This window comes from Kitasatospora sp. NPDC048540 (assembly GCF_040651175.1).
In the GTDB taxonomy this organism is placed as follows: Bacteria; Actinomycetota; Actinomycetes; order Streptomycetales; family Streptomycetaceae; genus Kitasatospora.
Map to the genome: position 1 here is coordinate 1 of NZ_JBEZIR010000047.1, position 26,617 is coordinate 26,617.

Below are 26,617 nucleotides of genomic sequence, written 5' to 3' on the forward strand. Positions count from 1 at the left end.
GGAACGGACACTTCCTTCGGACCGCCTTCCAGCGGGCCCTCCGGGCGCTTCGTTCTTTCGTGTTTCAAGCTTATCAGATGTTTTCCGCTCCGTTTCCGGGGCTTCATTCTCCGACTTACTCTCAGTCGAGCCGGCCTGACGGCCTGTCCGACGTTTCAAACCTTAGCCGATCCACGCTCCGAAAAGCGAATCCGGCCGCAATCCATAAAAGCGCTCACGCCAATTCGCACTGGAGCACGACAAGACGCGCCCAGTCGAATGGGAAGTGGTGTTTCAAGGGATTGGCCGCTCCGGGACCGTCCGCGTAGACACGTGTCCGGTGCTCCCAGCCGAGCGACTAGAGAACAGTACGCCCGTCCGTGGCCGAAGGCAAATGCCCACTTGGGACGGCCCAGTCGCACCCCGCAGCGCCCGGCCTCACGTACTCGCCGTTGGGGTGGTCGTTGACGGCGATCCGCTGCTCGGCGCTCTCGCGGGTCTCGCCGGTGCTCCGGTGGCGGCGGAGCAGGCGTTCGGCGCGGACGGTGTCGTGGGCCTCGACCCACCAGAGTTCGCGCAGGAGCCCGCGGACCGTCTGCCAGGGGGCGGCCGGCACGGCGAGGTAGTTGCCCTCGGTCACCACCAGGCGGGTGTGCGGCCGGATGATGTGGCGGGCGGCGATCGGCTCGTCGAGGTCCCGGTCGAAGTCGGGGACGTAGATGTCCCGGAAGCGCTCGGTGGCCGCACGGGTCACCAGGGCGGCGTACCCCCAGGCGTCGAAGGTCTCGGGGGCGCCCTTGCGGGTCCGCAGGCCGAGGCGGTCGAGCTGGGTGTTGGAGAGGTGGAAGCCGTCGAGCGGGAGGTGGGCCGCGGTGTCCGGGCCCTCCCGGCGGTTGACCTCGTCGACGAGGTACCGGGCCAGGGTGGACTTGCCCGCGGCCGGCGGGCCGGCCAGGCCCAGGATGATCCGGCCTGTGCGCCCGGCCCGCCCGTGCAGCAGGCGCAGCGCCCGTTCCAGTGCGGCGGCGGGCGGGTCCGCCGGGTCGGTGGGGGTGGTGGCCGCTCCGCCGTCCTGGCCGGCTTTCTCGTGCATGGCCGCACCTTACCCACGCAGTGCCGGCTCCGGACGGCCCTCACCCGGTCGTCGGCGGTGCGCCGTCCGGACGGGCGGGGGCGGAGGCTGAGGCGGGGGCGGGGGCGGGGGCGGCCAGGGCCGGCTCGTCGAGGGTGAGGGTGCCGGTGCCCGCGTCGAGGGTGACGGTGACGCCCAACGGGACGGTCAGGGTGGACGGGCTGTGGCCGAAGCCCAGTTCCCACAGGACGGGGACGCCCAGGGGCGCGAGGCGGTCCAGCATGACCGCGCGCACCCGGTCGGCGGGGCCGCAGCCCGCCCAGGAGCCGAGGGCGATACCGGCCACACCGTCCAGTGCCCCGGAGCGCAGCAGCTGGGTCAGGATGCGGTCGAGTTGGTAGGGCTGCTCGTTGACGTCCTCCAGCAGCAGGACGGTGCCGGCGAAGGAAGGGCGGGCGGTGCGGGTGCCCCGCTCGGCGGCGAGCACGGCGGCGCAGCCGCCGGCGGTGGTGCCTCGGGCCCGGCCGGGGACGAGGGGGGCGGCGGTGCGGGAGGTCAGCACCGTAGTGCCGGCGGGCTCGAACAGGGTGCGGCGCAGGTGCTCGGCGGTCGGGGGGTCGGCGGAGAAGGAGACGGCGCCGGGCATGGGTCCGTAAAGGGTGGGGATGCCCAGGTGCCGGGCGACCGCCTCGTGCAGGACGGTGGCATCGCTGAAGCCGATCAGGATTTTGGGGGGTGCGGCGCGCAGCGCGTCCCAGTCGATCAGCTCGACCATGCGCTGGGTGCCGTAGCCGCCGCGGGCGCAGAAGACCGCCGCCGTTCTGGGGTCGAGCCAGGCCGACTGGAAGTCGGCCGCGCGGTCGGCGTCGGTGCCGGCGAGGTGGCCGAGGACAGGGTGGCGGTCAAGGAGGTGCGGTGCGGGGCGCGGCCGCAGGCCCCAGGACCGGAGGATCCGGGTGCCGAGTGCCAGCCGGGCGGGGTCGACCGGGCCGCTGGGCGCGACCAGCGCCACCTGGTCACCGGGGACCAGGTGGCGCGGTCGGGGGCCGCGGTCGGCCGGCGGGGACGGTAGCTGAACCATCGACAGGCCCTTCCGGTCGTCGGTGCACTGCCGATGACGTTATCCCCCTTAGGCGGGCCGGAATTCGCGGCGGACTCCCCCGTGCCCCACGGACTCCGGCGGACTCCGCGGCCTCGGCGTCCCGGGCGCGTCAGAGCGAGCCCATGGCGGCCCGTACTTCGTCGAGGGTGGCTTTCGCGACGGCGTTGGCCCGTTCGCTGCCGGCGGCGAGGACGGCCCTCAGGTGGCCCCGGTCGGTGGCGAGTTCGGCGCGTCGGCGGCGCAGCGGGCGCAGGTGCTCGTTGACCGCCTCGGTGACGGTGGCCTTGAGCCGGGCGGCGCCGCCGGATCCGATCTCCGCGGCCACGTCGTGCGGGTCGCGGTCCTGGCAGAGCGCGGCGAGCTGGAGCAGGCCGGCGACTCCCGGCCGGTTCCGGGGGTCGTAGCCGATGTGCCGGTCGGCGTCGGTGGTGGCGCCGCGGATCAGCCGGGCCGTCTCGTCCTCGGTGGCGCCCAGCGCGATGGCGTTGCCGCGGCTCTTGCTCATCTTGCCGCCGTCGGTGCCCGGGAGCAGGGGGGCGGTGGAGAGCAGTGCCTCGGGTTCGGGGAACAGGCCGGTCCGGTAGCGGTCGTTGAAGCGCCGGGCGATGGTGCGGGTGGTTTCCAGGTGCGGGAGCTGGTCCTGGCCCACGGGGACCAGGTCGGCCTTGCAGAACAGGATGTCGGCCGCCTGGTGGACCGGGTACGTGAACATCAGGCCGCTGACGGCGGACTGCCGGGAGTGTGCGATCTCGTCCTTGACGGTCGGGTTGCGGCCGAGTTCGGCGACGCTGACCAGGCTGAGGAAGGGCAGCAGCAGTTGGTTGAGCGCGGGGACGGAGCTGTGGGTGAAGACCGTGGCCCGCTGGGGGTCGACTCCGGCCGCCAGGTAGTCGAGCACCAGGTTCTCGGCGTGCTCGGCCGGGCGGTCGGCGACGTCCCGGTCGGTGAGGACCTGGTAGTCGGCGATCACCAGGAAGAGTTCGACCCCGGCGTCCTGGAGGCGGATGCGGTTCTGGAGGGTGCCGAAGTAGTGGCCGAGGTGGAGCGGGCCGGTGGGGCGGTCGCCGGTGAGGACACGGTGGGCGTGCGGGCTGCGGCGGACGGATTCGACGGTGTGCACGGGGGTGGACCTCCGGTGACGGGCGCGGGCGCGGGGTGGGTGCGGCCGTCCGCGGCGGTCGGGGACCTGTCCGTCAGGAGATGCAACAGGGCCGTCCGAGCGGACGGCCCTGGTCGTGCTGAAGGGGTGGCCGTCCTAGGACGGCCACCAGCTCAGGCGGGAAGCGAGGTGCGGGGGCTTCATGCCGCCGATGCTACGCCGGGGGCGGGCGGCGGCGGTGGGGGTTTTCTGCCGGTGGTGTGCCGTGGGGCCGGGGCGCCCTTGGCCCGTCACGGCTTGTGGGGCAGGATCGTCGGTGTCCCGCACACGGAGGGCCCGTAACCGATGACCACGCTCGACCGGACCAGGTCCACGTCCGAACCTGCCCAGCCCGACCGGCCGTCAGCTGACGGACCGGTACGCGACCGGCCGGAGCTCTGGCAGGCCGGTGACGCGCTGCCGGCCGGCAGCGCCGACGTCGAGGCGCGGACGGCCGCCAAGCTGCTCGGCGCGCTCGGTGCCCGGCTCCGGACGGCCTACGAACGGGGCGCGGACGTCGGGGAGTTGGCCGCTGCCTGTCACCAGCCGGAGGCGGAGGTGCGCCGTCTGCTGGAGGCCGCCGGGGTGGATCTGTCGCGGGAACTCCCGCCACCGGACCACCGCTCGACGGCGGACCGGGGCGCGCGGCCGGGTGCGGGGCCGGGTGCGGCCGGGCCGGTGGCGGAGTACGGACCGGGAACGGGCGCGCGGGTGGGTGCGGAGGCCGTCGGCGGGCAGTTGCGGCGGCTGCGGCGGCCGACGCCTTCGCGCCGGCTGAGCCGGATCCATCCGCAGCCGGGGTCCCCGGAGAACGGCGCGCGGGCGGCCGGGCCGGTGGCAGAGTACGGCCCCGCCGAGGCGTCGGTGGGGTCGCCGGTCCAGGACGGGACGGCCGACGGGACGGCTGACGGGACCACCGACGGGACCGCCGCGGTGAAGGCGGGCGCGCCGCTGGGGGTGCTGATCGGTGCCTCCCCCGCCCATCTGGAGGTGGCGGCCCAGTCGAGCGGCCGGCCGCCGCTGCGGGTGGCCGCCACCCTGGTGCGGGCCGGCCGTGGAACCAGCCTGGTGGTGCTGCCCTCGTGGCGGGCCGCGATCGTGGTGTCGGTGCCGACCGAGTTGCTGCTGGCCGCGACCGGGCTCGTGTTCGAGCAGTTGGCTGGGGTGCGGCTGTCGGTGCTGATCAATCCCGACGCGCTGCACGACCGGGAGCTCGACCTGCACGGCTGGAAGGCCGAGAACCGCCGGCCGCGGAACTTCTGAGACCAGCGGGCCCCACCCGGCCGATCCGCCGCCCGCCCGCCCGCTGCCGATCAGCAGCCCGTCCGCGGCGGGGTCGCGGCGGGGTCGCGGCGGGGTCGCGATGTCAGCGCCCTCGCGGTGGCCCGTTCGGGACGTACCCGAGGTGGACCGGTTCGGTCGGCGCGAGGCCGTTCGACCAGTCCGGGCGCACGGTGTCCAGCAGCGCAGGCAGGTTCGGCGGCCAGAACGGTCCGGCGTCGGCGCGGGCCAGCTCGGCGGGGCTCCACCAGCGCCAGTCGAGGATCCCGTCGGTCCGGTGGACGGCGCTCAGGTCGCCGGCCGGCTGCCTGCGCGGGCCCCGGCCGAGGAAGATGTGCTCGTGCTGGCGGACGGGGATGCCGTGCCAGGTGAAGTCGTGCTCCCAGGTGCACAGCAGCGGGCCGGGTGCCAGGTCGGTCCAGCCGGTCTCCTCGTGGAGTTCCCGGCACGCCCCGTCCTGCGGGGACTCGTCCTCCTCCAGGCCGCCGCCGGGCATGTTCCAGTGCACGCCGACCTCGCTGTTGTCGGAGCGCAGCAGAAAGACCCAGCCCTGCGGGTCGAGGACGGCCGTCCGGGCCGCCTGCCGGGGCCGGCGCCGGACCGGCGGGTTCGGCCGTAGCCGCGGAATGCGCATCGGGCCACCCTGACAGCCGCCGCCGGGGCGTGTCGACCGGTTTCGGTGGCTGTGGCGCGTGTCCCACCGGACCGGAACCGCCCTGTCAGCAGGGCGGTTCCGCCGTACCCTGATCCACATGCAGGCACCCTCGATCCTCTTTCCGGCGGACCCGCTCGCACCGCGCCGCCCCGACCCGCACTACGTCTGGGAGGCGCAGCAGGTACGGGAGTTGGGCGGCGAGAGCGTCCTGGTCGACCATGACGCGCTGCTCGCGGGCGACGCCGAGCAGGCCGTCCGGCGGGTCCCGCCCGGGCAGGGGCCGCTCTGGTACCGGGGGTGGATGATGCCGGTCGCGGCGTACGCGGCGCTCGGCGAGGCGCTCGCCGCCCGGGACTGCAGTCTGCTGACCACCCCGGCCGGCTATGCGGATGCGCACCAACTGCCCGGCTGGTACGAGGTGTTCGACGGTGTGACGCCGGCGAGCACCTGGATCCCGGGTGGCGCACCGGACAGCCGGGCGCTCGCGGCGGCGGCCGAGCTGCTGGGCGGACGGGGTCCGGCGGTGGTGAAGGACTACGTGAAGTCCCGCAAGCACGAGTGGGACGAGGCCTGTTACGTTCCGGACCTCGCCGACCTGGAGGGGCTCGGGCGGGTGGTCGGGCGCTTCGTCGAGCTGCAGGGCGAGTTCCTGGCGGGCGGGGTGGTGCTGCGGCGGTACGAGGAGTTCGCGCGCGACGAGGCGGGCCGCACCCAGGAGGCCCGGGTCTGGTGGGTGGACGGCGAACCGGTGCTGGTCGGGCCGCACCCGGACGTTCCCGAGCTGGAGCCCGAACCGGATCTGTCCGAGGTCCGGCCGCTGGTCCGCCGGCTCGGCTGCCGTTTCATCACCACCGACCTGGCCCAGCGCGCGGACGGCGGCGGGTGGCGGGTGGTCGAGGTGGGCGACGGCCAGGTCAGCGACCTGCCGAAGGGGATGCGCCCGGGGTCGCTGCTGACCTCGTTGATCGCCGCCTGACCGCTACCCGACCGCTACCCGATTGCCGCCTGACCGCTGGTCGAGTGCTGGTCGACCGTTGGCCGGTCTGCCCGTACCCACCGGGGGTAGGGGCGGGCCGGCCGGGCCGACGGGGCTCAGGTGCCGACGGGTGCCGGGTGGCCGTCCGCGATGAACGCCTCCCACAGGCGGGTGTAGGTGCCGCCGAGGGCGAGCAGTTCGCTGTGGGTGCCGTCCTCCACCACCCGGCCGTGGTCCAGCACCACCACGCGGTCGGCGCGTTCGGCGGTGCTGAGCCGGTGGGCGATGACCAGGGTGGTGCGTCCGCCGCTGAGCCGCTCGGCGGCCCGGTTGACGGCGGCCTCGCTGGCCAGGTCCAGGGCCGCGGTCGCCTCGTCGAGCAGCAGCAGGTCCGGGTTGACCAGTTCGGCCCGGGCCAGCGCGATGAGCTGGCGCTGCCCGGCCGAGAGGTTGCGGCCGCGGGCGGCGACCGGGTGCCCGTAGCCGTCGACCAGCCGCATGATCATCTCGTGCGCGCCGACCGCCCGTGCGGCCTCCTCGATCTCGGCGTCGGTGGCCTCGGGCCGGCCGTACGCGATGGCCTCGCGCACGGTGCCCGCGAACAGGTACGCCTCCTGCGGGACGACGCCCAGGCGGTGCCGGTACTGCTCCAGGTCGTACGAGGTGACGTCGCGGCCGTCGATCCGGACCGTGCCGACCGTCGCGTCGTAGAACCGCGCGACCAGCTTGACCAGGGTCGACTTGCCCGCGCCGGTCTCGCCGACCAGAGCGACGGTCTGCCCGGCCGGGATCCTCAGGTCGATGCCGGTGAGCACCTGCGGGTTGCCCTCTCCACCGCCGTTGTAGGCGAAGCCGACCCCGGCGAACTCGATCTCGCCGCGCAGGTCCGCCACCGGAACGGGCCGCTCGGCCTGCGGGGTGCTGGTCGGGGTGCGCAGCAGGTCGCGGATCCGGCCGAGGCCGACTGCGGCCTGCTGGTAGCCGTCGAAGACCTGGGAGAGCTGGTTGACCGGTGCGAAGAACAGGTCGATGTAGAGCAGGTAGGCGACCAGGGCGCCGATGGTCAGGGTGCCCGCCTCCACCCGGGAGGCGCCGACGATCAGCACCAGGGCGGCGGCGACGCTGGACAGGAACTGGACGAACGGGAAGTAGAGCGAGATGTAGAGCTGCGCGCGGGCCCGGGCGTCCCGGTAGGCGAGTCCGTTGGCGACGAACCGGTCGGTGTTGATGTCCTGGCGGCGGAACGCCTGGACGATCCGCATCCCGGCGACGTTCTCCTGGAGGTCGGCGTTGACGGTGCTGATCAGGTCACGGGAGATCTGGTACTGCGCCGCCGACTTCTTGCGGAACACCAGGGTGGCCACCACCAGCAGGGGCAGCACGGCGAACACCACCAGGGCCAGCCCGGCGTCGATGACCAGCAGCGCGACGAAGATGCCGAAGAAGGTCAGCAGGCTGACCACCGCGGTGACCACGCCGGTCTGCAGAAAGGTCGAGATCGAGTCGACGTCGGTGGTCATCCGGGTCATGATCCGGCCGGTCAGCTCACGCTCGTAGTAGTCCAGCCCGAGCCGGTTGAGGTGGGCGAAGATCTTGAGCCGCAGGGTGTACAGCACCCGCTCACCGGTCCGGCCGCTGATCCTGGTCTCGGTGGTCTGCACCAGCCAGTCGAGCAGCACGATCACCAGCGCGGCGAGCGCGGCGACCGCCACCCCGGACATTGCGGCCTTGGTCACACCGTCGTCGATGCCGTGCCGGATCAGGATCGGGATGGCCAGACCGGCCGCCGTGTCCAGGGCGACCAGCGCCAGCGCCAGCGCCAGTGGACGCCGGAACGGGGCGAGCAGCCGGCGGAGGCTGAAGTCCGGGTCGCCGGCCTCGGCGGCGGCGACCGGGACCTCCGGTGTGTCGGTGGCCGGAGGAAGGGCGGCGACCTTGGCGAGCAGGTCGGGGGTGGCACCGGCCGGACCGCGCGGGGCCCGGGCGGCGGGGCCGGTGGACTCGGCCGGGGCGGCCGAGCCGGTGGAAGCAGCCGGGGTTCCGGCCTGGTCGGCGGGGGCTGCGGCGCCTGCGGGGTCGGCGGCGTCGTCGAGCGGGGGCTCCGGCTCGGCGAGCGCGTCCGGGTCGGTGATGAGCGCCCGGTACAGCGGACATCGCTCTTCCAGCTCGTCGTGGGTGCCGAGGTCGACCAGGCGGCCGCGGTCGAGCACCGCGATCCGGTCGGCGAGCTGGAGGGTCGAGCGCCGGTGCGCGATCAGCAGGGTGGTGCGGCCCTCCATCACGCTGCGCAGCGCCTCGTGGATCTCCGCCTCCACCCGCGGGTCGACGGCCGAGGTCGCGTCGTCGAGCAGCAGGATCCGCGGGTCGCTGAGGATCGCGCGGGCCAGGGCGATCCGCTGGCGCTGACCACCGGAGAGGGTGAGGCCCTGCTCGCCGACCTTGGTGTCGTACCCGTCGGGCAGTTCGCGGATGAAGCCGTCCGCCTGGGCGGCCCGGGCGGCCGCCGTGATCTGCTCCTCGGTGGCCTCCGGGTGGCCGTAGGAGATGTTGGTCCGGACGGTGTCGGAGAACAGGAAGCTGTCCTCCGGCACGATGCCGACGGTGGAGCGGACCGAGTCGAGGGTCAGCTCGCGCAGGTCGTGCCCGAAGAGCCGGATCTCACCGGCGACCGGGTCGTAGAAGCGCGGGACCAGCTGCGCCACGGTGGACTTGCCCGAACCGGAGGCACCGACCAGGGCGACGGTCTCGCCGGGGGCGACGCTCAGGTCGAGGCGGTGCAGGACGGGCTCGGCCTTCCGTGCCGCCTGCTCGCTGCGCGCGGGCCCGGCGGACGCGAGGCCGTCGTCGTGACCGTCGTGACCGTCGGGCTCGGGCTCCTCGTGATCCTCGTTCTCGTCGTTCTCGTCGTGCTCGTCGTGCTCGTGGTCGTAGTGGAAGTCGACGCCGGCCAGTTCGAGGGCGGGGGTGCCGGGCGCGGCGAGCGCGGGGTCGAGCGCGTGGGCATCCGGGCGTTCCTTAATCTTCGGCTGCTGGTCGACCAGCTGCATCACCCGCTCGACACCGGCCCTGGCCTGCTGGCCGACGGTGATCACCATGGCCAGCATCCGTACCGGGCCGGTCAGCTGGGCGACGTAGGTCGAGAAGGCGACGAAGGTGCCGAGCGAGACGTTGCCGCGGACCGCGAGCCAGCCGCCCAACGCGAGCACGGCGACCTGCGCGAGCGCCGGTACGGCCTGCATGGCCGGGGTGTAGCGGCTGTTCAGCCGGATCGAACGGAGCCGGGCCGCGTACAGGTCGCGGGACACCCGTTCCAGCTTGGTCCGCTCCTGGGCCTCCTGGCCGAAGCCCTTGACCACCCGGACACCGCCGACGGCCGCGTCGACCACGCCGGCGACCGCGGCGGCCTCCTGCTGCGCGGCCCAGGTGGCCGGGAACAGGCGCTTGCGGCTCAGGGTGCTGAGCCACCACAGCACGGGGCCCATCACCAGGGCGATCAGGGTGAGCGGCGGCGAGAGCCACAGCATCACGCCGAGGGACATCCCGAACATCAGCAGGTAGCCGGTCATCATCGGGAGCATCGACAGCAGCCCGTTGACCAGCTGGAGGTCGGAGGTGGCCCGGCCGACCACCTGGCCGGTGTCGAGCCTGTCCTGCCGGGCACCGTCCAGACGGGTGAGGGAGCGGAACAGGTCGGCCCGCATCTCGTGCTGGACGTCCAGTGCGAGCTGGCCACCGTAGTAGCGGCGCACCTGGGTCGAGACGAAGACCAGCAGCGCGGCCAGCACCAGCACGATCGCCCAGGGGGCGAGCGGCCGGGTGTGCGCGGTGATCACGTCGTCGATGATCAGCTTGGTGACCAGCGGGACGACCGCGGTCACCGCCATGCCGAGGAGCGAGGCGCCGAACGCCAGCAGAACGTTGCGGCGGTAGTGCCAGCAGTAGCCGGACAGGCGTCGCAGCCACCCCGCGCCGGCCCGGGAAGCGGGCGCGGTCGGCGACGGGGCCGGGGTCCCGCGGGAGGGCTTCGGCTGCCCGGTGGACGGCGTCGGCCGCCCGGTGGCTGCGTGCCCGTGGCGGCTGCTGCCGGTGTTCTCGCTGGTCCTGCCGTTTCGCCGGGATATCTCCGCGGTGGAACCTTGATTCTCAGGCATATTTAGGGATGCTAACCATTCGCAGGTGGGGCGTCCATCGCGGTCGAACGAGATGAACGGACGGCAGGCTCAACGACCGGTGGCCGCGGTTCCTTCCCGCCCTCCCACCATGCCCCGCCCGGCCGCCCCGCCGCAGCGGACGGGCGGCCTCGGCCGGATCCCCCGTTGGTCCTAGATCTGCCGACCGCCGGCGCCGTCCGGCGCGGTCGACGCCAGGGTGGGCCGGCCGATGTGCCGACGCCGCAGGAAGGTCGCGCCGCCGCGCGAAGGTCGCGACGCCGCAGGGGCGCCCGAGGGGCGACGGGGGCGTGAGGAGCCTTTGCGGGGAGCGTGCAGGGCGGTTGGGCGGTGCGGGGCTCAGGCTGCGGCCGGGCTCCCGGCGGCGTCGGCGGCCGCCGCGAACGCCCCCTGGGCCAGACCGCGCAGCAGGGTCGCCATGCCGTCCCGCGGCAGGGCCGAACGGTCCGGCTGGGCCTGGCTGGACCCGGCACTGTGCGGGGTCGAGTTCAGCAGCCCGAAGACCGCGTGCACGGCGGCCCTGGCCAGCGGCTCGGCCCCGGGGTCGGCGAGGCTCGGGTACGCCTCGCGGACGATCTCCACCCAGAGCTCCACGTACTTGCGCTGCAGCCGGCGCACCCGCCGCCGGTCGTCCTCCTTGAGGTGCAGCAGCTCGCGGTCGTGCAGAGTGATCAGATCCGGGTCGTCGAGCGCGAAGTCGACGTGGCCGCGGATCAGGGCGTCCAGTACGGCGACGGGGCCGTCGGCCTGGGCGGCGCGGCGGCGGCCCTCGTCCAGCAGCCGCTCGCTGATCCCGACCAGCAGGTCGGCGAGCATGGCGTCCTTGCCCGCGAAGTGGCGGTAGAGGCCGGGGCCGCTGATGCCGACGGCTTTGCCGATCTCGTCGACCCCGACCCCGAGGAAGCCGCGGGCCGCGAACAGCCGGGCGGCCTCCTTGCGGATCTGATCGCGACGGGTGAGCCCGGAGGCGGCTGGGGCGTTCGACATGCCGCCCATCGTAGACAGCCGGGTTATCGCCGGTTAACCTGACGGCAGGAGTTAACGGTCATTAACATGGGGGCGCGGGCACCTCCGTCCGCCCACCTCTTCGGCTCCGAGGGCAAGGGAGCTCTTGGGATGGTCCTCTCAACCTTTGGATCGACGACCGGTGCGGCGGTCGGCGCCAACGCCAGCGTGGCGGCCCGTTCCGGGCTCGGCCTCGACGGCGTCGCCGACCTCGACGGAGCGGCCGGCTCGGGCCGCAGCAGCGCTGCCGCCGCGCCCGCGCCCCGGCTGGAGAGCGCGGCGGACCCGGGGTCCGCGGCCTACAAGGCCAATGTCGAGGCGCACCGGGCCCTGGTCGCCGAACTCCGGGCGAAGCTCTCGGCCGCCGCGCTCGGCGGCGGCGCCAAGGCGCGGGCCCGGCACACCTCCCGCGGCAAGCTGCTCCCGCGCGACCGGGTGGACACCCTGCTCGACCCGGGCTCCCCCTTCCTGGAGCTCTGCCCGCTGGCGGCCGACGGCCTGTACGACGGCGCGGCGCCCGCCGCCGGCGTGATCGCCGGGATCGGCAGGGTGGCCGGCCGCGAGGTCGTGGTGGTGGCCAACGACGCCACCGTCAAGGGCGGCACCTACTACCCGATGACGGTCAAGAAGCACCTGCGCGCGCAGGAGGTGGCCCTGGAGAACCGGCTGCCGTGCATCTACCTGGTCGATTCGGGCGGCGCTTTCCTGCCGATGCAGGACGAGGTCTTCCCGGACCGGGACCACTTCGGCCGGATCTTCTACAACCAGGCCCGGCTGTCGGCCGCCGGCATCCCGCAGATCGCCGCGGTGCTCGGCTCCTGCACGGCGGGCGGGGCGTACGTCCCGGCCATGAGCGACCAGGCCGTGATCGTCCGCAACCAGGGCACCATCTTCCTCGGCGGCCCCCCGCTGGTGAAGGCCGCGACCGGTGAGGTGGTGACGGCCGAGGAGCTCGGCGGCGGCGACCTCCACTCCCGCACCTCCGGGGTGACCGACCACCTGGCCGAGGACGACGCACACGCGCTGTCCATCGTCCGCACCATCGTCGCCGGGCTCGGCCCGCGCGCGCCCCGGCCCTGGCCGCTGGCGCCGGTGGAGCCGCCGGCCGTCGACCCCGCCGGGCTGTACGGCGCGGTGCCGGTGGACCCGCGCACGCCGTACGACGTCCGCGAGGTGATCGCCCGGCTGGTCGACGGCAGCCGCTTCGCCGAGTTCAAGGCCGAGTACGGGAACACCCTGGTGACCGGGTTCGCCAAGATCCACGGGCACCCGGTGGGCATCGTCGCCAACAACGGCGTGCTGTTCGCCGAGTCCGCGCTCAAGGGCGCGCACTTCATCGAGCTGTGCGACCAGCGCGGTATCCCGCTGCTGTTCCTGCAGAACATCACCGGTTTCATGGTCGGCCGCCAGTACGAGGCCGGCGGGATCGCCAAGCACGGGGCGAAGATGGTCACCGCGGTGGCCTGCACCCGGGTGCCCAAGCTGACGGTGGTGATCGGCGGCTCGTACGGTGCCGGTAACTACTCGATGTGCGGCCGGGCGTACTCGCCGCGGTTCCTGTGGATGTGGCCCGGGGCGAAGATCTCGGTGATGGGCGGCGAGCAGGCCGCGTCCGTGCTGGCCACCGTGCGCCGGGACCAGTTGGAGGCCCAGGGCGAGCAGTGGCCCGTCGAGGCCGAGGACGAGTTCAAGCGTCCGGTCCGGGAGCAGTACGAGCGCCAGGGCAACGCGTACTACGCCACCGCCCGGCTCTGGGACGACGGCGTGATCGACCCGCTCGACACCCGCACGGCGCTCGGCCTCGCCCTCACCGCCTGCGCCAACGCACCGCTGGCCGAACCGCGGCCGTACGGCGTCTTCCGCATGTGACCGGCGGCCGTCCCCGGCCGTACCGCCCGAACTGCCTGGGTCGCCCGAACTGCCTGGACCGTCCGGACCGACCGAACCCGAACCGCACACCCTCGCTGCCCCACCCCGGCCGCCACACCCAGGCGGCTCTCCTCGACCAGGAGGAACACCTCCCATGTTCGACACCGTTCTCGTCGCCAACCGGGGCGAGATCGCCCTGCGGGTGATCCGCACACTGCGGCGGCTCGGCGTCCGGTCGGTCGCGGTCCACAGCGACGCGGACGCCGACGCGCCCCACGTCCGCGCCGCCGACCTGGCCGTACGCCTCGGACCGACGGACCGCAGCGACAGCTCGGCCGCCGAGACCTACCTGCGCACCGACCAGATCCTGGCCGCGGCCCGGCGGACCGGTGCCCAGGCCGTCCACCCCGGGTACGGGTTCCTCGCGGAGAACCCGGGTTTCGCCCGGGCCTGCGCCGAGGCCGGGCTGGCGTTCATCGGCCCGCCGCCGGGTGCGGTGGAGCTGATGGGCGACAAGATCAACGCCAAGGAGGCCGTCCGGGTCGCCGGCGTGCCCGTGGTCCCGGGCAGCCAGGGCGGCTCGCCGACCGACGAGGACCTGACCCGGGCGGCGGACGAGATCGGCTACCCCGTCCTGCTCAAGCCGTCCGCCGGTGGCGGCGGCAAGGGCATGCGACTGGTCCGCGACCCCGCCGACCTCCCGGCCGAGCTCGCGGCGGCCCGCCGGGTGGCCCGCACCGCGTTCGGCGACGACACCCTGCTGCTGGAGCGCTGGGTCGACCGCCCACGGCACATCGAGGTCCAGGTCCTGGCCGACACCCACGGCCGGACCGTCCACCTCGGCGAGCGCGAGTGCAGCCTGCAGCGCCGCCACCAGAAGCTGATCGAAGAGGCACCCTCCGTCCTTCTGAACCCGGAGACCCGCGCGGCCATGGGCGAGGCCGCCGTCCGGGCCGCCGAGGCCTGCGGCTACACCGGGGCCGGCACGGTGGAGTTCATCGTGCCCGGCCTGGACCCGGACCGGCCCGCCCCCGAGGGGGTCATGGACTTCTTCTTCATGGAGATGAACACCCGGCTCCAGGTCGAGCACCCGGTCACCGAGCTGGCCATCGCCGTGGGAGCGGACACCGCGCACCCCCAGCGGCTGGACCTGGTGGAGTGGCAGCTTCGGGTCGCCGCCGGCGAGCCGCTGCCGTTCGAGCAGACGGACGTCTCCTTCCTGGGCCACGCCGTCGAGGCCCGGATCTGCGCCGAGGACCCCGACCGCGACTTCCTGCCCACCGGCGGCCGGATCCTGTACCTGAGCGAGCCGACCGGCGAAGGCATCCGGGTGGACAGCGGTGTCACGGCCGGCACCGAGATCGGCAGCCTGTACGACCCCATGCTGGCGAAGGTCATCGCGTACGGGCCCGACCGCCCGACCGCGCTGCGCAGACTGCGCGCCGCACTCGCCGACACCGAGATCCTCGGCGTGACGACCAACACCGGTTTCCTCCGGCGCCTGCTGGCACACCCGGACGTCGTCTCCGGGCACCTGGACACCGGACTGGTCGAACGGACCACCCAGCAGACCCCTGTACTGCTGGCCTCTCCGTACGCCCAGACCGACACCGACGCCGGCACTTCCACCGACGCTCGGGGTGGCTCGAACGAGCCGTCACCCGCGGCCGGATCCGAAGCGCCCGGCCCCGAAACACCGGCCTCCGAGGCGACTGCGGTGGAACTGCTCCTCCACGCCGCCGCCTTGGCCCGGCAACTGGAGCTCGACCCCGCCACGGCGGGCGGCGGCTGGACCGATCCGTTCTCCCTTCCGTCCGGGTGGCGCATGGGCGGCGAGGCCGCCTGGACCACCCACCACCTCCGGCTGCCGGGCCGGGACCCGGTCACCGTCCAGGTCCGCCCCAGCACCGCGGCCACCCTTGCAGACGCCACTGACAATCCGTCAGGCGGTGGCGCTGACCTGGACGTCCGGCTCGGCGACGGACCGATCCGGCGCGCCCGGGCCACCCGTGCCGGACACCGGCTCACCGTCACCGTCGACGGGTTGCAGACGACGTTCGCACACACCACTGACAACGCGCCGTTCCACCCGGTCCGCTGGCTGGGTCTGGCGGGCGACGCCGCGGCGGTCCACCCCTACGACCCGGTCGCCGAGCGCACCGCCGCCGGCGCCACCCAGCACGGCGCCCTCACCGCGCCGATGCCCGGCACGGTGACGGTGGTCAAGGCCGCCGTCGGCGAGCAGGTCAAGCGCGGGCAGGCCCTGCTGGTCCTGGAGGCGATGAAGATGGAGCATGTGATCGCGGCCCCCTACGACGGCACGGTCAGCGAACTCCGGGCCACCGCGGGCGGCACCGTCGCGATGGACGAGTTGCTCGCCGTGGTGACGGCGCCCGAGGACGCCGCAGCCGCCCAGGCAGGTTCACCCGTGGAGGTGGCATCGTGACGGCGCAGGCGCAGCACGAGCCCGCGCCGGACACCGCCACCGCGCAGGCGGCGACCGCTGCGGACGCCGGTACCACCGCGGCGGGGGACGGCGGCCGCGAGCCGGGCGTGCTCGAACTCGGTCTGCCCGACCCGGTGACCGACCCGACACTGCCGGCCCGGGTGCGGATCCACGAGGTCGGGCCGCGCGACGGGCTGCAGAACGAGAGCGCCCTGGTGCCGCTGGAGGTGAAGGCCGAGTTCATCGCCCGGCTCGCCGCCGCCGGGCTCCGCACCGTGGAGGCGACCAGCTTCGTCCACCCGAAGTGGGTGCCCCAGCTGGCCGACGCCGAACAGCTGATGCCCCGGCTGGCCGACCTGCCCGGGAAGCACCCGGGACTCCGGTTGCCGGTGCTGGTGCCGAACGAGCGCGGCCTGGACCGGGCGTTCGAGCACCAGGTCTCCGACGTCGCGGTCTTCGCCAGCGCCACCGAGACCTTCGCACGGCGCAACCTCAACCGGTCCGCGGACGAGGCGATGGCGATGTTCCGGCCGGTCGTCGAGCGGGCCACCGCGGCCGGGGTGCCGGTCCGCGGCTACCTCTCGATGTGCTTCGGCGACCCGTGGGAGGGCCCGGTGGCCGCCGAGCAGGTGGTCCGCCACGGTCTGCAGCTGCTGGAGTTCGGCTGCACCGAGCTGAGCCTCGGCGACACCATCGGGGTGGCCACCCCGGGCCAGGTGCAGGGCCTGCTGGCCGCGTTCGTGCGGGTCGGCGTGCCGATCGAGCGGCTCGCGGTGCACTTCCACGACACGTACGGCCAGGCGCTGGCCAACACCCTCGCCGCGCTCAGGAGCGGCGTGACGGTGGTGGACGCGTCGGCGGGCGGCCTGGGTGGCTGCCCGTACGCCAAGAGCGCCACCGGCAACCTCGCCACCGAGGACCTGGTCTGGATGCTGCACGGCCTGGGCATCGAGACCGGGGTCGACCTGACCTCCCTCGTCGCGACCAGTGGCTGGATGGCCCGGCAGCTCGGCCGACCCAGCCAGTCGCGGACCGTCCGCGCCCTGCTCGGCCCGGGCGACTGAGCCCGGCCGACCGAGCCCGGCCGGGTCCGCGACCGTCACAACCCGCACTTCCGCCCCGGGTGCTCCCCCGGACGCCGGCCACCCCGGCGTCCGGGCCCCGGACCGACAGCTGAACACCACGGTCGGGCCCGACGGCTGACCCCGCCGACCCGGCAACGGCCACCGGCCCGCCCCGGACCGACCGGTCCGCGCCGGACCCTCCGGCCTCCCACCGAATCTCCCTCACCTCGGCCTCATCGGCCCGATCCCAGGAGGATCCCCATGCTCGACCACCGACTGGACCACGAGTACGAGCAACTGCGCCGCACCGTCGAAGAGTTCTCCCAGGACGTGGTGGCGCCGAAGATCGGCGACTTCTACGAGCAGGGCGAGTTCCCGTACGAGATCATCCGGGAGATGGGTCGGATGGGCCTGTTCGGCCTGCCCTTCCCGGAGGAGTACGGCGGCATGGGCGGCGACTACTTCGCGCTCGGCCTGGTGCTGGAGGAACTGGCCCGGGTGGACTCCTCGGTGGCCATCACGCTGGAGGCCGCGGTCTCGCTCGGCGCGATGCCGATCTACCGGTTCGGCACGGAGGAGCAGAAGCGGACCTGGCTGCCCAAGCTGACCTCGGGCGAGATGCTCGGCGCCTTCGGCCTCACCGAGCCCGAGGGCGGCAGCGACGCCGGCGCGACCCGCACCACGGCCCGCTTCGACGAGGCCACCAACGAGTGGGTGATCAACGGCACCAAGTGCTTCATCACCAACTCCGGTACCGAGATCACCGGGCTGGTCACGGTGACCGCCCTGACCGAACCGATCGCTCGTTCGAGTGAAGGTGGCACGGAGTCCTCGCCAAGCCGCGAGATCTCGTCCATCATCGTGCCCACTGGAACTCCGGGGTTCCAGGTGTCCAAGAAGTACTCCAAGGTCGGGTGGAACGCCTCCGACACCCGCGAACTGTCCTTCACCGACTGCCGTGTCCCCGCTGAAAACCTGCTCGGCCCGCGCGGCCGCGGCTACGCCCAGTTCCTGCGGATCCTCGACGAGGGCCGCATCGCCATCGCAGCCCTGTCCACCGGCCTGGCGCAGGGATGTGTCGACGAGTCACTCAAGTACGCCGGCGAGCGCCGAGCCTTCGGCCGCCCGATCGGCGCCAACCAGATCATCCAGTTCAAGCTTGCCGACATGGAGATGCGCGCCCACACCGCCCGCCTGGCCTGGCGGGACGCCGCCTCCCGGCTGCTGCACAACGAGCCGTTCAAGAAGGAGGCTGCGATCGCCAAGCTGTACGCGTCCGAGGCCGCCGTCGACAACGCTCGCGAGGCCACCCAGATCCACGGCGGCTACGGCTTCATGAACGAGTTCCCGGTCGCCAGGTTCTGGCGAGACTCCAAGATCCTGGAGATCGGCGAGGGTACCTCCGAGGTGCAGCGCATGCTCATCGCGCGCGAGCTGGGCATGAAGTACTGAACCGGCTTGCCGGTAAGGACATCCGTCGCCGACCGGCTGCCGGGAGCCCATCCACCGGGGGCAACCGGCTGTCGGAGGCACGCCCCCTCGGGGCCGGCCATCAGGTCGGCCCCGGGGGGCCACACCGACCCGCCGACCCGCCAACCAGTCCGCCCGTTCCACCGATCCAACCGACCCGCCGACCGGTGCGCGGCCACGCCGGCCGCACGCTCGATCCCGTGGCCGATTCCGCCCTCACTCTCACCAGCCGCTATACCCTGACGCCGGTCGGCGACCGGAGGCGACCCGGGCGGCACCCGGGCAGGCGGCCGGAGAGATCAACGCGCTGCCGGCCGGCCGGTCAGGCGCCGGACCGCCTACTTCGGCGGTGCGTCCGTCGGCGCCGACACCCCGTCAGGGGATCACGATGACGGGCCGGTTGGCCCTGCGGGCCAGCCGGCTCGACACCGATCCGAACAGCTTGCCCAGCAGCCCGTGGGTGCTGCCGACGACGATCGCGTCGGCGGCGTACTCGCGGCCGACCTCCTCGATCTCATGGCAGATGTCCCCACCACGCTCGACCAGGATCCACGGCACGCCGGCCAGGAAGTCGGCACAGGCGAGTTCCAACCCCAGGATCTCGGTGCGGTGGTCGGGTAGATCCACGAAGACCGGCGGCTCGCATCCCGCCCAGACCGTGGCCGGCAGCCGGTTGGCCACATGGACGATCACCAGCCCGCACTGTGAGCGCCTGGCCATGCCGACGGCGTAGGCGAGCGCACGCTCACTCGACAACGATCCGTCGAAGCCGACGACCACGCCGTGCTGGAAGGCCGGATCCAGTTCCCGCGCGGCCTGCTCCTGAACGCCCGGCTCCCCGTCCATCGGGCCGCCGACCGGACCGGCATCGGTCCGCCGTCCTGGCACGGCCCCGGCACCGCCGGTCTGTGCGGCGTCGCCGGCGCCGTCGCGGCGTACGGCTTCCGCCCGGGGCGCCGGCATCCCTGACACCCGCTGCCGCCCCGACACCTGTCCCTTCAACGTCACCCGGTTCGTCCGACCCAACCGGACGAGCTCACGCACCCATGCCAGGGCAAGCCACCGGGGCGCCCTGGGGCTCGGTACGGAGTCATCGACCCGTCGCGCGGCGGCATCCGCAGGGGCGGATCCGGGAGGCTCAAAACCAACCATGGCTCAAAGCTCTTCACACTGAGGCGGGCCGACAGGAGAGGCCTGAACGGCCCCGACAACAGATCCACTCCGCGGCATCGCGCCGGTCCACGCCGAGCACCACTGAATGCGACCTGTTCCTTTCAGAGTACGACGAGCCGGGGCTCCGGCCCAGCGCCGGAGACCGGATCCGGCGGACGATCCCGCCAATGGCGGGGTGCACGCCGAACCGAACGCGCCCCCTCCGCCGACCGGAGCCGGAGGCGGTACCGAGCCCCGAACGGAGAGAAGGTTCCCTGGAGCTTGACCGAACAGTCGCCCGCACGCAACAGGACATACACACAACGTGACCCGACCGTCATCCCCCTGCGTCCTGTCCCTTCCGCCCGCCCCCGCGGCCGATCCGTCCTGAACCCTTTCGCCCCACCCGACCCGCGTATCCCTCCCGTCACACAGTGTCGACTCGATCCGGCCATTCCCCTGCATTTCGGGCCGCCCGTTGGCAATTGCCAGATGCATACGGTTCGTCACTGGCAGCATGCTGCGCATGTCGCTGCTCCTGTTCGACCTCGACAACACGCTCCTCCCGAGGGACGCCGCCTACCGATCCTGGGCACAGGACTTCCTGGCCGAGCACAGCCTGCCGGCCACCGACATCGAGTGGATGTCCACCATCGACGGGAGCGGCTACGTGCCCCGGGAGACGGTGTTGGGTGCCACCAAACGCCGTTACGGACTCGACCACTCGCTCGACCTTCTTCTTGCCCACTACCGCCGGGGAATCAACTCCCATATCGCCTGTCCGGATTCACACGTCCAAGCCCTCCGGGCCGCCCGCTCGGCAGGCTGGACACTCGGCATCGTCAGCAACGGGGGCACCCGCCCGCAGTTGGAGAAGATCCGGCGTACCGGGCTCTCCGCCCTCGTCGACGGCTGGGTGATCTCGGAGGAGGCGAACTGCGTCAAACCCGACCCGTTGATCTTCGAGATCGCCGCACAGCGATGCGGCGTACCGCCGATGGCCGACTGGGTCGCCGAAACGTGGATGGTGGGTGACCATGCACCGGCGGACATCGCGGGCGCGGAGGCGACGGGGCTGCGCAGCGTCTGGCTGCACCACGGGCGCCCCTGGAGCGAACAGGGGTACCGGCCGACCCTGAAGGCCCGCGGGCTGCCCGAGGCCGTCGGGATGGTCCTGACCGCGCGCAACGCCCCGACCGCGGTCGGCTCCCGGGCTGCCCGGACACCGGCCCGACCCCGGCTCCGGCCCCAACTGGCCCGTGCCGCACGGATCGTCCAGGGTGTCGCCCAGGGCGTCCAGGGCGTGGGACCGGAGACGCAGGTCATCCCGGGCATCCCCGGCGTACCGGCCACGCCGCTCCCCCGTCCGCTGAAGCTTCCCCAGACCGCGCAGCTCCCCCAGACCACACAGCTGCCGCAGACCGCCCAGGGCCGCCAGGCCGCCCAGCCCGCATAGATCGGGACCGGGCCGGCGACCGGGAGCGAGACCGGGACCGGGACCGGTACCGAGTCAGCCGGCCACCGCACCGGTCCGGGGTGCCCGGAGCGTGCTTGCTCCGGCCTCCGGTCGATCAGGACGCGGGTGGCGATGCCGATCGCCACGCAGACCGCCTACGTCGAGTTACGTCGGGCTACGTCGAGTCCACCTACCTCGGGCCCGCGGCCGATGACGCCGCGGGAACGGTCCGCGGGTAGCGCCACCAGCGGCTCACGCCCTGTTCCCGGAAGCCCATCCGGCGGTAGAGCGGTTCGCCCGACTCGGTGGCCGTCAGAGTGGCGAGCCGGTCAGGGTGGGCCGCGAGGGCCTGGCCGATGACGGCTCCGGCGGCTCCCTTCGAGCGGTGTTCCGGGAGTGTGGCGACCCAGTACACGCCCACGGCCGCTCCGTCGTCGTACGTCACGCAGGCGCTGGCCGGCGTACCTCCGCGCCGGGCCAGCCAGACCCGGTAGCCGGGACGTTCCAGCAGCGCGGCCGGGAACAGGCCGCCGCGCTGCCAGGGCAACCGGGCGAGTTCGGGGAAGCCGTGGACCACGGTGCGCTCGGCCTCCGCGAGGTCGTCCACGCCGATCACCTCATGGACCGTCAGGCCGACGTCGGCCGGATAGCGGCGCCGGCCGGCGTCAGCATTGGCGCCAGCGTCGGCGTCGGCATCGACATCGGAATCGGGCGGACCTGGCGGGCGGGCCATCACCGGCTTCCCTCGCGCCGCCTCGCAGCCGAAACGGGAGAGGTCCAGGCGCCCGTACGGGTCCTCGAGACAGAGGTGGCCGGTGTCCCACTCCTTGAAGAGCTCCACGAGTTCGGCTTCCAGCGCGCTCGGGTCGGCGTACGGCCGGGTCACCACGACGCGGTCGGCCTCCACCTGCTCGGGGCCGCGGTCCGGCCGGACCGCGGCGAACCCGGGACGCCGGAGAGCGAGCCACCCCCGGGCCTCGGCCTGGGCGAGTTGGAACGCGGCCGCGTTGTCGTTGGCCAGTTCGAGCCGGCCCGGTATCTCCATGGCCCGACGATAACGGGCTCACGGGCGGGCACCGGCCGGCCCGTCAGCCGGCCACTGCAGCGCACCTTCACCGGCAGCCGCCGCCGCAGAGCACCGCCTGCACCCCGCGCACCCGCGCACCCGCGCGCCCGCGGTCACCACTCCCCAGGCTCCCGGCGACTCCCGGCGCCCCACGGCGCCCCACGGCGCGTTCATCGTGCCCGGCACGCGGCACGGTGAGGCCGTCGCGCCCGGCCACCTGTCCGCCCCACGGGTCCTGCCGGGAACCGTGCGTGAGCTCGGACGCCAACCCCGCCGCTCCGACTCGTGCGCCTACGGCGGAACCCCTGTGTCGTCAGGCCTCAGGAGGCGCGCGTGAATGGCCTGCGCGCCCCTGTCTCCCACCGCCTATTTTCGGTCAATCTGCAGACACCCCCTTCCGCTTGGACAAAGCCGCAGCCCAAGCCGATGACAGAGGGGTGGCGGTCGGCGACGGCGGGTGATCGGTCGTGTGACAACCAGCCACCATTGCGCCCGCCCCCTTCACAGGGGGGTCGACGGGTGCCACGCTTCGTGATCGAATGCATCGCGCCAAATTGCCATGTCGACATAGCGTCGGATGGTGAACTTGTCACAACGGCAACGGTCCACCAAGTAGATTCGATCTTGGCGAGCAGCGCGGCACCACCACACCACACCACCGAGGGGGCTGGAGCGCCTTGAGCAGGGTGAGCAGGAGCGACACGGGTCCTGACAGCGGCCAGCCGTCGACCAGTCTCCCGGGCCGGGCCTCCAGAACTGGTGCGTCCAGGCCGAATCGGGTCGCCCCGGCGAGTCCCGGCCACCCGACCGGCGGTCAGATCGGCTACCGTCCCGCCGATTCCGCCACCTCGCCCGCCGCCCCGACCGCAGCCACCGGCTCAGTCCTCGGCACCGGAAGCGGCCCCGGCCCCGGCCCCGCTCACAGCGCAAGCATCAACACCGGGCTCGGCACCGGCTCCGGCCTGACGCACGGCCAGTTCCCGTCCGGCGCGCGGGCCTCGGCGGCGTACGCTCCGTCCACGCACCTCACCCCGCGCGGCGCCGGGCCCGGCCTGCCGTCCGGACCGCCGTCCAACGGCACGGCTCTCAGCGGCGGAACCACCGGCAGCATGGGCGGCGGCAGCGGCTACGGCACCTCCCTGGGCCACCCGGCCGGTCCGTACGGGACCCCGGGGCCGGCCGCCACCGGCCTGCCCACCGGCTCCGCTGTCTCCTCGTCGGCCCTGAGCGGTCCGGGTGGAGTCGGTAACGGAGGCGGCGCCACCACCGGCTCCGGCACCGCCCTCGCCGGCGGCAATGGCGGCACGGGGACGAACGGACCCGTCCCGCTCTCCGGCCCCGCCCCCCGCAAGCTCTCCGGTCGACGCCGCCGGGAGACGGTGGCGGTGCTGATCTTCAGCGGCGCGCCGATCTTCGAGAGCTCCATCCCGCTCTCCGTCTTCGGCGTGGACCGCCAGGACGCCGGGGTGCCACGCTACCGGCTGCTGGTCTGCGCCGGTGAGGAGGGCCCGCTGACCACCACGGGCGGCCTCACCCTGACCGCGCCGTACGGGCTGGAGGCGCTCGCCCGGGCGGGCACCATCGTGGTCCCGGCCTGGCGGTCGATCTCCCAGCCGCCGCCGGCCGAGGCGATCACCGCCCTGCGCAAGGCGCACCACGAGGGCGCCCGGATCATCGGCCTGTGCACGGGCGCGTTCGTCCTCGCGGCGGCCGGCCTGCTCGACGGCCGTCCGGCCACCACGCACTGGATGTACGCGCCGACGCTGGCCAAGCGGTACCCGCGCGTGCATGTCGACCCGCGCGAGCTCTTCGTCGACGACGGGGACGTGCTCACCTCCGCGGGGACGGCGGCCGGCATCGACCTCTGCCTGCACGTGGTCCGCAGCGACCACGGCACCGAGGCGGCCAACGCCCTGGCCCGCCGTCTGGTGGTGCCGAACCGGCGCAGCGGCGGCGGTCAGGCCCAGTACATCGATCAGTCTTTACCTGAGGAGATCGGCAACGACCCGCTGGCCGAGGTGGTCACCTGGGCGCTGGAGAACCTCAACCAGCAGTTCGACGTGGAGGTGCTGGCCGCGCGCGCGTACATGAGCCGGCGCACCTTCGACCGGCGGTTCCGCACGCTCACCGGCAGTGCGCCGTTGCAGTGGCTGATCACCCAGCGGGTGTTGCAGGCCCAGCGGCTGCTGGAGACGTCCGACCTGTCGGTGGACGATGTCGCGCGCCGTTGCGGTTTCCGGTCGCCGGTGGCCCTGCGGGGGCACTTCCGGCGCCAGTTGGGCGTGTCACCGGCCGCGTACCGGACCACCTACCGGGCCCGTCGGCCGGCACCGTCCGGCCTGGTCCCGGCGCAGGGGCTGCCCGGCGACCGTCCGGCTCCGAGCCTGGCCTCGGCAGGCCAGGGCGGCGTGACGGGCGGTCAGGGCATGGCGGGCGGGTACAGCGGACCGGGTGCCCAGGCGGGCACGTCGGGGTACCTCGGGGCGCCGTCGAACGCGCCCGGCGGCCAGGGGCTCCCGGGCGCGCCCGGCATCCACGGCGCCGTGGCCTCCGGACAGCCCGCGGGATCGCCGGCGGGCGCGCGCAACCGTGTCCGCCCGATGGTCCCGCCCCAGCCGGGTCCGTCCTCCACCGGCGGGCGTCCGGTCCGCAGCTCCGACCGGCTCCCGGACCGCATGCCGGACCGTGCACCGGACCGGGGGGCCGACCGCAGCGCGGACCGGGTGGGCGAGCGCCCGCTCGAACGGCCCCTGGAACGTCCGCTAGGCCGTACCGGCGGGCTCGCGCCCGACGCCCCGGGTCCGGGACGGCTCGGTCCACGGTTCGACCCTCGGACCGGCCTGCACACCGGTCCCCGGGAGGACCAGCGTCGGGAGGACCAGCGACGGGAAGATCTGCGACGGGATGACCTGCGGCCGGGCGACCGGCGCTCGGACGACCGGTCCGACGACCGCGGCAGCAACCGCGGCGGCGAAGACCGGGCGGGCGGCGGGATCGACGGCCGGACCAGGGGCAGGGGCGAAGGCAGGGCCGTGGAGCACGCGGTCGCCGACGACCAGGGCCAGGACCAGCCGAGCGCCCGCGACCAGGGTCTGGGCCACCGTCCGGACGGCGGCCCGGGACCGGCCGCTCCCCATCCGGACGAGGACGACGGGGCGGTCACCGGCGTCCCGGGTCCGGAGGCGGCGCCGCGTGCGGGCGACGAGCAGGCCGAACGCGGCGAGGCTCCGCACGCCCGTACGGCCCGACCGCTCTCCGCCACGCGTGATCGCGCCGTAGGGTGAGTGGCGTGAATGACCGCTTGGTATGGATCGACTGTGAAATGACCGGCCTCGACCTCGACCGGGACGCCCTGGTCGAGGTCGCCGCGCTGGTGACCGACTCGGAACTGAACATCCTCGGCGAGGGCGTGGAGGTCGTGATCCGCCCGCCCGCCGAGGCGGTGGAGACCATGCCGGAGGTGGTGCGCACCATGCACACCTCCTCCGGCCTGCTCGCCGAGCTGGAGGACGGCGTCACCCTGGCCGAGGCCGAGGAGCTGGTGCTCGCGTACATCCGCGAGCACGTGCCCGAGGCCGGCAAGACGCCGCTGTGCGGGAACTCGGTCGCGACCGACCGCGGCTTCCTGTCCCGGGACATGCCGACGCTCGAGGGGTACCTGCACTACCGGATCGTGGACGTCTCCTCGATCAAGGAGCTGGCCCGCCGCTGGTACCCGCGCGCCTACTACAACAGCCCGCAGAAGGGCGGAAACCACCGGGCCCTCGCGGACATCCGCGAGAGCATCGCCGAACTCCGCTACTACCGCGAGGCCGTGTTCGTCGAGCAGCCCGGGCCGGACGGGGACACCGCCCGGGCCATCGCGACCAGGCACCAGCTGCCGACGCCCTGACCAGCCCTCCGGTCCGGAGGGTGTGCGAAACCCTGGCGCGAGCACCCTTCCGGATCCTGTAGAGTTCTTCCTGTCGGAGCGGGAACGCCCCGGACAGATGGTGGGTGTAGCTCAGTTGGTAGAGCACCTGGTTGTGGTCCAGGTGGCCGCGGGTTCGAGTCCCGTCACTCACCCCATCGACCAGAGGGTCCGATCTCTTCACGAGATCGGGCCCTCTGGCGTTTCCGCGTACACAGACCGGCCGGCACCAACTCCACGTGCGGGCACCCCTCCCCGATGAAGCTACCCACTAGTAACATTGCTGCCATGACCACACCTTCGATCGGGCAGCTGCTCGACTCCACCGTCCCCATGGCTCACACGCTCAAGATCGAGTACCTGGAGACGACCCCCGAGCGGGCCGTGCTCCAGCTGCCCGATCAGCCCGCCTTCCACAACCACGTCGGCGGTCCGCACGCCGGTGCGATGTTCACCCTGGCCGAGTCCGCGAGCGGCTGCATCGTGCTCGCCGCCTTCGGGGACCAGCTGTCCCGCGCCGTGCCGCTGGCCGTCAACGCCGAGATCGCGTACAAGAAGCTCGCGATGGGCGTGGTCACCGCGACGGCCACGCTGGGCCGGCCGATCGCCGACGTGGTGGCGGAGCTGGACAAGGGCGAGCGCCCGGTCTTCCCGGTCACCGTGGAGATCACCCGTGCCGACGGCGACGTCACCGGTGTGATGACCATCACGTGGACCCTGCGCCCCAACTCCTGAGCCGCGTCCGCGCCTGACGCTCCGGGGGCCCCACTGGCAGCACGGCCAGGGCCCTCCGGAGCGTCCGCGCTA

General features: G+C 73.4%; 16 protein-coding genes, 1 tRNA gene and 2 pseudogenes. 11 read left to right on the forward strand and 8 right to left on the reverse strand.

All coding sequences use genetic code 11. The features are described from left to right. Positions 1-337: 337 nt before the first annotated feature. The 3 genes from AB0D08_RS19775 to trpS form a co-directional block, all read right to left on the reverse strand. A complete protein-coding gene (locus AB0D08_RS19775) occupies positions 338-1,072 on the reverse strand; it encodes a nucleoside/nucleotide kinase family protein (RefSeq protein ID WP_359890224.1) in 735 nt (244 codons plus the stop codon). A 40-nt stretch (positions 1,073-1,112) separates the two neighbouring features. Beyond that, entirely contained in the window at positions 1,113-2,132 is a 1,020-nt protein-coding gene (locus tag AB0D08_RS19780) for an LD-carboxypeptidase (RefSeq protein WP_359890227.1), read from the reverse strand. Between the two features lie 130 nt (positions 2,133-2,262). Beyond that, the gene (trpS, locus tag AB0D08_RS19785) at positions 2,263-3,273 is read right to left on the reverse strand and encodes a tryptophan--tRNA ligase (RefSeq protein ID WP_359890229.1); all 1,011 of its coding nucleotides are present in this window, start codon (positions 3,271-3,273) and stop codon (positions 2,263-2,265) included. A 324-nt stretch (positions 3,274-3,597) separates the two neighbouring features. Between trpS and AB0D08_RS19790 the strand changes: the two genes are divergently transcribed. Continuing rightward, complete coding sequence (locus AB0D08_RS19790) at positions 3,598-4,554, forward strand: hypothetical protein (RefSeq protein ID WP_359890231.1); 957 nt, start codon at positions 3,598-3,600, stop codon at positions 4,552-4,554. Positions 4,555-4,657: 103 nt separating this feature from the next. Here the strand turns inward: AB0D08_RS19790 and AB0D08_RS19795 are convergent, their stop codons facing one another. Next, the gene (locus tag AB0D08_RS19795; RefSeq protein WP_359890233.1) at positions 4,658-5,206 is read right to left on the reverse strand and encodes an NUDIX domain-containing protein; all 549 of its coding nucleotides are present in this window, start codon (positions 5,204-5,206) and stop codon (positions 4,658-4,660) included. Between the two features lie 118 nt (positions 5,207-5,324). Here AB0D08_RS19795 and AB0D08_RS19800 point away from each other — a divergent pair, with 118 nt between their 5' ends. Then, the gene (locus tag AB0D08_RS19800; RefSeq protein ID WP_033818170.1) at positions 5,325-6,203 is read left to right on the forward strand and encodes an ATP-grasp domain-containing protein; all 879 of its coding nucleotides are present in this window, start codon (positions 5,325-5,327) and stop codon (positions 6,201-6,203) included. A gap of 116 nt (positions 6,204-6,319) precedes the next feature. Here the strand turns inward: AB0D08_RS19800 and AB0D08_RS19805 are convergent, their stop codons facing one another. After that, on the reverse strand, positions 6,320-10,354 hold the full coding sequence (locus AB0D08_RS19805) for an ABC transporter transmembrane domain-containing protein (RefSeq protein ID WP_359890236.1): 4,035 nt from the start codon (positions 10,352-10,354) through the stop codon (positions 6,320-6,322). Positions 10,355-10,711: 357 nt separating this feature from the next. Beyond that, positions 10,712-11,359, reverse strand: coding sequence for a TetR/AcrR family transcriptional regulator (locus AB0D08_RS19810; protein ID WP_149037910.1), 648 nt, complete (start codon positions 11,357-11,359; stop codon positions 10,712-10,714). A 129-nt stretch (positions 11,360-11,488) separates the two neighbouring features. Here AB0D08_RS19810 and AB0D08_RS19815 point away from each other — a divergent pair, with 129 nt between their 5' ends. The 4 genes from AB0D08_RS19815 (at position 11,489) to AB0D08_RS19830 (ending at position 18,208) form a co-directional block, all read left to right on the forward strand. Beyond that, a complete protein-coding gene (locus AB0D08_RS19815; protein ID WP_082526213.1) occupies positions 11,489-13,246 on the forward strand; it encodes a carboxyl transferase domain-containing protein in 1,758 nt (585 codons plus the stop codon). 154 nt (positions 13,247-13,400) lie between these two features. After that, a complete protein-coding gene (locus AB0D08_RS19820) occupies positions 13,401-15,692 on the forward strand; it encodes a biotin carboxylase N-terminal domain-containing protein (protein WP_359890240.1) in 2,292 nt (763 codons plus the stop codon). Between the two features lie 107 nt (positions 15,693-15,799). Then, a complete protein-coding gene (locus AB0D08_RS19825) occupies positions 15,800-16,756 on the forward strand; it encodes a hydroxymethylglutaryl-CoA lyase (protein ID WP_033818167.1) in 957 nt (318 codons plus the stop codon). Positions 16,757-17,017: 261 nt separating this feature from the next. Then, entirely contained in the window at positions 17,018-18,208 is a 1,191-nt protein-coding gene (locus AB0D08_RS19830; protein ID WP_359890242.1) for an acyl-CoA dehydrogenase family protein, read from the forward strand. Between the two features lie 393 nt (positions 18,209-18,601). Here the strand turns inward: AB0D08_RS19830 and AB0D08_RS19835 are convergent. Beyond that, a pseudogene (locus tag AB0D08_RS19835) lies at positions 18,602-19,027 on the reverse strand (universal stress protein); the annotation flags it as partial. A gap of 877 nt (positions 19,028-19,904) precedes the next feature. Here AB0D08_RS19835 and AB0D08_RS19840 point away from each other — a divergent pair. Continuing rightward, on the forward strand, positions 19,905-20,834 hold the full coding sequence (locus AB0D08_RS19840) for an HAD family hydrolase (protein ID WP_199520248.1): 930 nt from the start codon (positions 19,905-19,907) through the stop codon (positions 20,832-20,834). Positions 20,835-21,024: 190 nt separating this feature from the next. Here AB0D08_RS19840 and AB0D08_RS19845 read toward each other — a convergent pair whose 3' ends face one another. Continuing rightward, entirely contained in the window at positions 21,025-21,879 is an 855-nt protein-coding gene (locus tag AB0D08_RS19845; protein WP_359890245.1) for a GNAT family N-acetyltransferase, read from the reverse strand. A 1,400-nt stretch (positions 21,880-23,279) separates the two neighbouring features. Between AB0D08_RS19845 and AB0D08_RS19850 the strand changes: the two are divergent. From AB0D08_RS19850 to AB0D08_RS19865, 4 genes and pseudogenes are all read left to right on the forward strand, one after another. After that, a pseudogene (locus AB0D08_RS19850) lies at positions 23,280-24,227 on the forward strand (helix-turn-helix domain-containing protein); the annotation flags it as partial. A gap of 962 nt (positions 24,228-25,189) precedes the next feature. Beyond that, a complete protein-coding gene (orn, locus tag AB0D08_RS19855) occupies positions 25,190-25,792 on the forward strand; it encodes an oligoribonuclease (RefSeq protein ID WP_033818153.1) in 603 nt (200 codons plus the stop codon). Between the two features lie 100 nt (positions 25,793-25,892). Then, positions 25,893-25,968: transfer RNA gene (locus tag AB0D08_RS19860), tRNA-His, on the forward strand. A gap of 130 nt (positions 25,969-26,098) precedes the next feature. Continuing rightward, positions 26,099-26,545, forward strand: a complete 447-nt coding sequence (locus AB0D08_RS19865) for a DUF4442 domain-containing protein (protein ID WP_033818152.1) — start codon at positions 26,099-26,101, stop codon at positions 26,543-26,545. Positions 26,546-26,617 lie beyond the last annotated feature (72 nt).

Bases quoted from the DNA above. Each gene is read 5' to 3' on its own strand.
- AB0D08_RS19800 (WP_033818170.1), top strand. From the start codon at position 5,325: ATGCAGGCACCCTCGATCCTCTTTCCGGCGGACCCGCTCGCACCGCGC.
- AB0D08_RS19775 (WP_359890224.1), bottom strand. From the start codon at position 1,072: ATGCACGAGAAAGCCGGCCAGGACGGCGGAGCGGCCACCACCCCCACC.
- AB0D08_RS19805 (WP_359890236.1), bottom strand. From the start codon at position 10,354: ATGCCTGAGAATCAAGGTTCCACCGCGGAGATATCCCGGCGAAACGGC.
- AB0D08_RS19840 (WP_199520248.1), top strand. From the start codon at position 19,905: ATGTCGCTGCTCCTGTTCGACCTCGACAACACGCTCCTCCCGAGGGAC.
- AB0D08_RS19820 (WP_359890240.1), top strand. From the start codon at position 13,401: ATGTTCGACACCGTTCTCGTCGCCAACCGGGGCGAGATCGCCCTGCGG.
- AB0D08_RS19845 (WP_359890245.1), bottom strand. From the start codon at position 21,879: ATGGAGATACCGGGCCGGCTCGAACTGGCCAACGACAACGCGGCCGCG.
- AB0D08_RS19815 (WP_082526213.1), top strand. From the start codon at position 11,489: ATGGTCCTCTCAACCTTTGGATCGACGACCGGTGCGGCGGTCGGCGCC.
- AB0D08_RS19810 (WP_149037910.1), bottom strand. From the start codon at position 11,359: ATGTCGAACGCCCCAGCCGCCTCCGGGCTCACCCGTCGCGATCAGATC.
- AB0D08_RS19790 (WP_359890231.1), top strand. From the start codon at position 3,598: ATGACCACGCTCGACCGGACCAGGTCCACGTCCGAACCTGCCCAGCCC.
- AB0D08_RS19865 (WP_033818152.1), top strand. From the start codon at position 26,099: ATGACCACACCTTCGATCGGGCAGCTGCTCGACTCCACCGTCCCCATG.
- AB0D08_RS19795 (WP_359890233.1), bottom strand. From the start codon at position 5,206: ATGCGCATTCCGCGGCTACGGCCGAACCCGCCGGTCCGGCGCCGGCCC.
- AB0D08_RS19830 (WP_359890242.1), top strand. From the start codon at position 17,018: ATGCTCGACCACCGACTGGACCACGAGTACGAGCAACTGCGCCGCACC.
- AB0D08_RS19780 (WP_359890227.1), bottom strand. From the start codon at position 2,132: ATGGTTCAGCTACCGTCCCCGCCGGCCGACCGCGGCCCCCGACCGCGC.